This window comes from Micrococcus sp. APC 4021 (assembly GCF_030407635.1).
GTDB lineage: Bacteria > Actinomycetota > Actinomycetes > Actinomycetales > Micrococcaceae > Micrococcus > Micrococcus luteus.
Map to the genome: position 1 here is coordinate 1 of NZ_JASDCZ010000177.1, position 2,991 is coordinate 2,991.

Here is a 2,991-nt window from a genome sequence, read left to right on the forward strand (position 1 = left end):
GACACCCGGCTCCAGGACGCCGCGCGCACGGCGGACGATCAGATCAGCGCCGCCGCCGAGCAGGACATCGCCGCCCTGGACCTGGACAACGTCCTGGCGCGGCGCCGGGCCTGCTGAGCCCCGCCGGGCGGGCGCGCCCGTGAGCATCGACCGAGCCGCCGCGCGCCAGGCCGTCCGCGCGTCGGGCGAGCGCTGGCTGCGCACCCGAGCCGACGCCCTGCACCTGCAGCGGGGACGCCGGCTCGCGCGCGTCCTGGACCTGGACGTGATGACCGGACGCGCGGGCGACGCCCGCGTCCGCTCCCGCACCCTCGTCCTCGCCCGCGCGCGCCGCACGGGTCGCCCGGCGCCAGGCCGCGGCGGGGGCGGCCGGGGTGCCGGTGCCCGCCGTCCTCGCGGCGCCGGAGCGCGGGGTGCTCCCGCTCGCGAGCGTGCCGGGCCTGCCCTGGCGGGCGCTGCTGGCCGGGCCCGAGGCCGCCGCGCTCGACCCCGCGCGGGTCGCCGCGCTGCTGGACCGGCTGCCGCCGGTGCCCGAGGAGCCCCCCGGCCCGGCGGGCCCCCCGGCCGGGGCGGCCGGGGGCGCCGACGCGGACGACGGCGGACCCGCCGTCCTGCTCGAGCACGCCACGTGGGCCGCCGTCGTGCTGGACCCCGAGGCCCAGGACGAGGCGGCCGCCCGGGCGGACCGGATCCGCGCGGCGCTCGCGGCCGGGGACCCCGGCCCGCGCGTGCCCGTGCACGGCGACCTGCACCCGGGGAACCTGCACGTGGACGCGGCGGGGGAGCGGATCACCGGCGTGCTGGACGCCGACGACCTGGGCATGGGACACCGCGTGGACGACTGGGCCGTCCTGATCGCCCATCTCGAGGCGGGCGCCGTGGACCTCGGCGCCGGCGGCGCCGCGCTGCACGCCGTGGCCGCACGGTTCCGGCGCCACGCCCGCAACGAGGTCGACGAGGTGGCGCTGGCCGCCCGCGTCGCGACCGTCCTCGCCGCCCTCGCGGCGCAACCGACCGCGCCCCGCGCCGTGCGGGCCGCCCGCCGGGCCGCCGCCGACGCCGCCCTGGGCCGCGTCGGCCTCTGAGCCGCCCCGGCTGCCGCCACCGTCGGGCCGGCCCGCCGGGCCGGGCCGCCCCCTCGAGCGGCGGTCAGTCCGCGCCGAGCCCCTCCCGGAGCGCGTCGAGCTCGTCCCGGACGCGCGCGGCGCCGTCGTGGTCCCCGAGGGCGGACAGGCACTGGTGCAGGCCCGTGAGCGCCCCGAGGCGCACGAGCGTGGAGTCGGTGGAGTCGCACACCAGGCGGAAGAGCGTCGCGGCCGGCTCGGGGCTGCCGTCCTCGGCCACCACGTAGGCGGCGAAGAGCTCGGCCTGCGCGGCGCCCTCGCGGTCCCCGGCGGCCGTGAACAGGTCGGCGGACTGCAGCGCGGTGGCGATCGCCTCCGGCCCCCGCTCGAGCGACCACAGGGCCCGGGCGCGGGTGTCCGTGTAGTCGGCCACCTGCCAGTCGGCGCCGGCGTCCCGCACGAGGGCGAGCGCCTCCTCGAGGAGGTCGAGGCCCTCCGCCTGGCCGGACTCGCACAGCAGGTACCCGTGCGCGTGCAGCGCGGCCGGCAGCACCGCCGGGTCCTCGTCCACCGCCTGGCGCGCGGCCGCGACCGCCCGCTCGAACAGGTCGAGGGCGGAGGGCCGGGTGCGTTCGTCGCGCTCGCGGTTCACGAGGGCGCCGGCGGCCAGGAGCGTGCGCGCGGCGTCCTCCCACTGGCCGTGGGCCTCGAACAGACCGGCCGCCTCCCGCCACAGGGGCAGCGCGTTCTCGGCGCGGTCCTGGTCGTGGTGGGCGTGGCCGAGGTCCACGAGGGCGCGGGCCTGCTCGACGTCCCGGCCGTGGGTGGCCTCCCGGCGCACCAGCCGGGCGAGCAGGGGCTCGGCCTCGTCGGCGCGGCCGGCGAGCACGAGCTGGTGCGCCCACCAGTAGCTCAGGCTCGAGGCCTCCGGCGCCTCGGCCTTCTCCGCGTGCACGGAGGCCAGCTCCCACGCGGCCACGGCGACCTCCTCGTACCCGCCGAGGTCGCCGGCCACGCGCCCGGCCAGAGCCGCCGCGGAGGCGGCGCCGCGCCGCAGCCCGACCGAGGCCATCCGCTCCGCCGCCTCGAACGCCAGGTCGAGGGCGGCCGTCGGACGGTCCAGCTCGTGGGCGGCGATCGCCCGCACCGTGGTGGCGGAGGCCAGGACGGCGCGGGCGGCGGGCAGCGCGGTGACGACGGCGGCCGCCGCGTCCGCCTCGGCGTGCTCGCCCCGCCACAGGTGCAGGCGGGCGAGCAGCAGGTGCGCGCTGGACCACGAGCCGGTGGGCAGAAGGGCACCGGCCGCGCGCAGCCCGCCCAGGACGGCGATGACGCGGCGGGCCAGCTCGAGCGCGGCGTCCAGGTCCCCGGTGTGCACGCGGTGCACGGCCAGCGCCAGGGCGGCCTCGGGCAGGACGGTGTCCCCGGGGTCCTCGCCGGGAGCGCCCGGCTCGTCCTCCACGACGCCGGCCAGCACCGCCGCCTCGACCGTGTCCGGATCGCGCACGAGGGCGGCGCCGAGCTGGGACTCGAGCCCGGCCTGCCGGGGCCGGCCGAGGTGGCGCAGCAGCGCCGCCCGGGCCTCCACCCAGCGGGTCAGGGCGGCCTCGTCCCCGACCTGGCCCGCGGCGACGGCGAGCGCCCGCAGCAGGGCGAGGCGGACGTCGTCCTGGCCGGGCACGAGCGCGGCCAGGCCGGAGTCGGCGAGGCGGGCGGACTCCCGGGGCTCGTCGCGCAGCGCGGCCTCGAGGGAGAGCTCCCACCAGCCGCGGGCGTCCAGGGCCGTCGGGGCGTCGGGCGCCGCGGTGACGCGGGCCTGCCGGAGCAGGGCGTGCACCCGGTCCAGGGCGGCGTCGACGGCCGGCTCCACGGGGCCGCCTGAGGGGTCGTCCCGGCGGGGCGGGTCCTGCGGGGTGTCCACGGGCGC

At 81.0% G+C, this 2,991-nt stretch carries 2 protein-coding genes; one reads left to right on the top strand and one right to left on the bottom strand.

Features of this window, described 5'->3' with window-relative positions; all coding sequences use genetic code 11:
- The first annotated feature begins 374 nt into the window (after positions 1–374).
- Positions 375–1,085, top strand: coding sequence for a phosphotransferase (locus tag QL983_RS10860; RefSeq protein WP_356768499.1), 711 nt, complete (start codon positions 375–377; stop codon positions 1,083–1,085).
- A 64-nt stretch (positions 1,086–1,149) separates the two neighbouring features.
- Here the strand turns inward: QL983_RS10860 and QL983_RS10865 are convergent.
- Positions 1,150–2,991 (bottom strand): hypothetical protein (locus QL983_RS10865; RefSeq protein ID WP_290152972.1); only part of this gene is annotated, 1,842 nt, incomplete at its 5' end.